Below are 4,802 nucleotides of genomic sequence, written 5' to 3' on the forward strand. Positions count from 1 at the left end.
CCCGGGAGGGTGTGGGAGAGTAGGTCACCGCCGGACAACCATTAGGTCGAGAGCCTCCAAACACCGTTTGGAGGCTCTCCCACTTTAACCACCACCCAAGTCCACAGGGCACTCTGCGCGCAGCCCCGGCCCTAGACTTACACACCATGAGCCCCACAACCTCCGGACGCCCCGCCAAGCCGGCAACAATACTCGACGTAGCGGCGGCCGCCGGAGTGTCACGCCAAACAGTCACGCGCGCAATGAACGGCATGCCCGGAATCAGGGAGTCCACACGGGAGCGCGTGCAGGAGCTGGCGCGTGAACTTGGTTACACGCCTAGCCGTTTTGCTAAAGGCCTCGTCCAGGGTTCCCGAACATCCGTTGGGCTGGCGATCCCCGACCTCACGAACCCTTATTTCCCGGCATTCGCCTCGAGTGTTGTAGAACTGGCCACCCAGCGGGGCTGGCACATCGTGGTTGATGACTATGGCCACGGCGGCCGGAGCGGGCTGGATGCCGTGGAGCATCTGGCGCCCCATGTTGACGCGGTCATCGGATACCTGGGCGGGTACGCTGACCAGGCCCAAGCCGCGCTGGGCCGGCGTCCGCTGATTGTCCTGGACGAGATTCCGGGAGGTGCGGCAGGCGGCATCAACTTCGACTACGCCCGGGCGGGGAAGCTGGCCGTGGAACACCTGCGGACCATGCGCCGGCGCAGTATCGCATATTTGGATGCATGCGAGTCCCGTCACCTGGGGCTTCCCCCCGAAAGCCGGGATCCCCTTGCCTCCTCACCCCTCGATGGCGGAGTGCCGTGCACCGTCCGAGGCAAGGCTGTCGCCAGACTGCTGGACGGCACCGGCACGCCGTGGTCACTGCTCGCGGCAGAGGAGACGGCTGGGGCAGCGAGGGCAGCCGCGGCTGCTTTGCTCCGGGAGCGGCGGGACACCGACGGGATCCTGGTGTTCAACGACCTGATGGCCGCCGGCGTCCTTAAAGCAGTGGCTGATGCAGGGCTCCGGGTCCCGGAAGACTGCGCCGTCGTGGGCATGGATGGCATCCCCTTGGGTGAGCTCCTGACACCGGAGCTCAGCACGCTGGCGCTGGACCTGCGGGAGGTAGGCAGGGCCGCCGTCGAGCTCCTTGACGGACTCCTGACAGGAGCCATCGAGCCCGGCTCGGACGCCTCCCGGCTGACACTCGTACATCAGCTAATCCTGCGCAAGTCAGCCTGAGCCGGTTGAGGTAGCCCGGCGCGGCGGCCGAGATGCTTGGCAATCTTGCCGGAAAGGCCGCCAAAACCCTGTTCAGGAAGGGCCCTCTCGCGTAGGATCCTTTACGAACGTGAACGTTCACGAAACTACTCAGGCAGCTGCATGCAGATCGCGGCGCCGGTACCGGACCAAACCCCACCCTCGAGGAAACGCCATGCATGCTGAGACCACGACCACCGGCAACGATGCCGTCGCCGCAGCGGAATCCGCGCTTGACCTTGCAGCTGAACAAGTCGCCCGGCTCGCGTCCCTGGCGCCGCCCCAGGGCACTTTGCCGGCCCGGGCCTATCTGCAGAGCAGCGCACCCCGATTGTCCCTGAACGGCAACTGGAAGTTCAGGCTGCACCCCGGCATCCGCCAGGCACCACAGGACGGCTGGCAGCAGGGCGGAGACCGTCCGGACTTCGGCGATCTCCCGGTGCCCTCCAGTTGGCCGATGCACGGCCACGGGACACCCTGGTACACGAATGTCCAGTTCCCCTTCGCAGTGGAACCGCCGCACGCACCGGACGCCAACCCCGTCGGTGACCTGTTCTTCGAGTTTGCCACCGGGCCGGAGTTCTTCCCGTCGGCGCTGCTCCGCTTTGACGGCATCGAGTCCGCCGGAACGGTGTGGTTGAACGGCACTTTGCTCGGAACAACGCGCGGCAGCCGGCTCGCTCACGAATTCGATGTCACGGGTGTGTTGGTTCCGGGCACGAATGTCCTCGCCGTACAGGTTGCCCAGTTCTCGGCAGCCAGCTATGTGGAGGACCAGGACATGTGGTGGCTGCCCGGCATTTTCCGGGACGTCACGCTGCAGGCACGTCCGGCAGGGGGTATTGACGACGTCTTTGTCCACGCGGACTTCAACCACGGCACCGGCGAAGGCATCCTGCGCATCGAGGTGAGCCGGGCCGGCGAGCCGGTTGCCGCCGTCGTGCGCGTCCCGGAACTGGGCCTGGAACTGCCTGCCGGCGTGGAGCACCGTCTCCCGGAGATCACGCCGTGGTCCGCTGAGCTGCCCCGACTTTACGACGCCACAGTCAGCACCACGGGGGAGACCGTCTCTGTACAGCTCGGCTTCCGCACCGTCAGCATCGAGGATGCCCAGTTCAAGGTGAACGGGCAGCGGATCCTGCTCCGCGGCGTCAACCGCCACGAACACCATCCCAAGCTGGGCCGCGTAGTGCCGAGGGAGGTCATGGAGAGCGAGCTGCGGCTCATGAAACAGCACAACATCAATGCCATTCGGACGTCGCACTACCCGCCACATCCGGACCTTCTGTCGCTGGCGGACCAGCTTGGCTTTTACGTCGTCCTTGAATGCGATCTGGAAACGCACGGTTTTGAAGAAGGCGGCTGGCGGCAGAACCCCAGCGCCGATCCCCAGTGGCAGCCCGCTCTCCTTGACCGGATGGCCAGGACGGTGGAACGCGACAAGAACCACGCCTCGGTCATCATGTGGTCGCTGGGCAACGAGGCCGGCACGGGTGGCAACCTTGCGGCGATGTCCCGCTGGACGAAATTCCGCGACCCCTCCAGGCCCATCCACTACGAGGGTGACTGGACCTCGGCGTACGTGGACGTCTACTCACGGATGTACGCCAGCCAGGCGGAGACCGCGCTGATCGGCCAGGGTGTGGAGCCTGCACTTGACGACGCCGGCCTGGACGCGCGGCGACGGGCCATGCCGTTTGTGTTGTGCGAGTACGTCCATGCCATGGGCAACGGACCGGGAGGCATGTCCGAATATCAGGAGCTTTTCTACCGCTACCCACGGCTCATGGGCGGCTTCGTGTGGGAGTGGCTGGAACACGGCATCTCCCGCACGGGCCCGGACGGACAGGAGCACTTTGTCTATGGAGGAGACTTCGGGGAAGAAGTCCACGACGGCAACTTCGTCACTGACGGCCTCGTGGATGCCAACCGCGTCCCGCGCCCGGGACTTCTGGACTTCAAGAAGGTCATAGAGCCGCTGTCCATTGTGGTGGCAGCGGACTGGTCCGGGTTCTCGCTCACCAACCGCTTCGACTTCGCTGACACTTCCGGACTGGTGTTCCGGTACGTGGTGGAGGCCGACGGCGTGACGGTCGACGGCGGTTCAGTCGACGTTGAGCCACTGGGCCCGCATGAATCCGTCCAAGTCCGGCTGCCTGCCGGCCTGCTGGAACGAACCGCCCAGTCGCCGGCAGTGCTGACAGTCAGTGCTGAACTCAAGGGAGACACTGCCTGGGCAGCGGCGGGACACGAGCTTGCCTGGGGGCAGGCATCGGCCAACGTGCCGGCGGCGCCGGAGCTGGACGCTACGGCCGATGTAGAAGTGGAGGGTGACCTGCTTCGCCTGGGCCCGGCCGTCTTCCAACGCGCCACGGGCACGCTCATCCGGCTGGGCGGCATCGCCGTTGAGGGGCAGCGGCTCCTGCTCTGGCGCGCTCCCACGGATAACGACCTCGGGGCGGAATGGGGGAGCCCGGATCCCCGCCCCGTAGCAACCCAATGGCTGGACGCCGGGCTCAACCGGATGCACACGCGGCTCATAGGGGTTGCCTCGCGTCCCGCTGCTGATGGCGGAGAAGAGCTTGTGGTACGGACACGCGTTGCTCCGGCTGGCAAACAGTTCGGTGTACTCGCCGAATACGTCTGGTCCAGCGATGGGGCCAGTGTCAGCCTGCGGACCAAGGTCAAGCCCGACGGCGAGTGGACCAACGCCGGCTGGCCGGTGCCGTGGGCGCGCCTCGGCGTTGAACTTGTCATGGGATCAGCCACCCAGTCGGTGGAATGGTTCGGTCAGGGTCCGCATCACAGCTACCCGGATACAGGCCAGGGCACCAAGCGAGGCTGGTACCAGCTGCCGTTGCAGGACATGGACGTCGACTACGTCAGGCCCCAGGAGTCGGGCGCCCGATCGGGAGTGTCCCGGGCAGCATTGCAGCTCGATGGCGGCCGGCTTACCGTCAGCGGCGAACCGTTTTCCCTTACCGTGCGCCCGTACAGCCTGGAGGCATTGGACGCCGCGACCCATCGGCCCGACCTGGTTCCGGACGGCCGCAGCTACGTGTACCTCGATCACGCGGTTAATGGCGTTGGAACTGCGGCGTGCGGCCCGGGAGTTCTGGAGGGCTACCGTCTGGAGCCGCGTGCGGCCGACTTCGCGTTCGTCTTTGGTGTGACTCAGTCCACATAGGACAGGGCGGCGCTCTTGAGTGCCGTAAGGCGGCAGGAAGGGCCGGAAATCCGCGGAATCCCGCAGAATTCCGGCCCACCCTCGCCGTTCGCCGGCGCATTTGCATGGGGTCCTCGGGGCGTGTAAAGTAATTCGAGTCGCCGCCGCTGATGCGGAAAGATAGCGACCGACCCCCTTCTGAATGGCCTGAAAAACGGCGTCTTTACTGGCGTGCGGAAACCGGGTGGGGGCCTGCTGGTGGAGCTGGGAATCGCGGAAACGTTGATTTGCAAAGCTTCCCGGTATCGGGTAAGTTTGGAAAGTTGCTCCGGAGCGATCCTTGACCGAATTGTTGGTTGTGGTGGTGCCGGGTGTGTCTGTTGTTTGAGAACTCAATAGTG

At 65.4% G+C, this 4,802-nt stretch carries 2 protein-coding genes; both read left to right on the forward strand.

Going from position 1 to position 4,802, the window contains the following annotated elements; all coding sequences use genetic code 11:
- Positions 1–146 precede the first annotated feature (146 nt).
- Positions 147–1,217, forward strand: a complete 1,071-nt coding sequence (locus J2805_RS23840) for a LacI family DNA-binding transcriptional regulator (RefSeq protein WP_309980537.1) — start codon at positions 147–149, stop codon at positions 1,215–1,217.
- 193 nt (positions 1,218–1,410) lie between these two features.
- A complete protein-coding gene (locus J2805_RS23845) occupies positions 1,411–4,422 on the forward strand; it encodes a glycoside hydrolase family 2 TIM barrel-domain containing protein (RefSeq protein ID WP_309980538.1) in 3,012 nt (1,003 codons plus the stop codon).
- Positions 4,423–4,802: the final 380 nt, after the last annotated feature.

The organism is Arthrobacter oryzae (genome assembly GCF_031454875.1).
GTDB lineage: Bacteria > Actinomycetota > Actinomycetes > Actinomycetales > Micrococcaceae > Arthrobacter > Arthrobacter oryzae_D.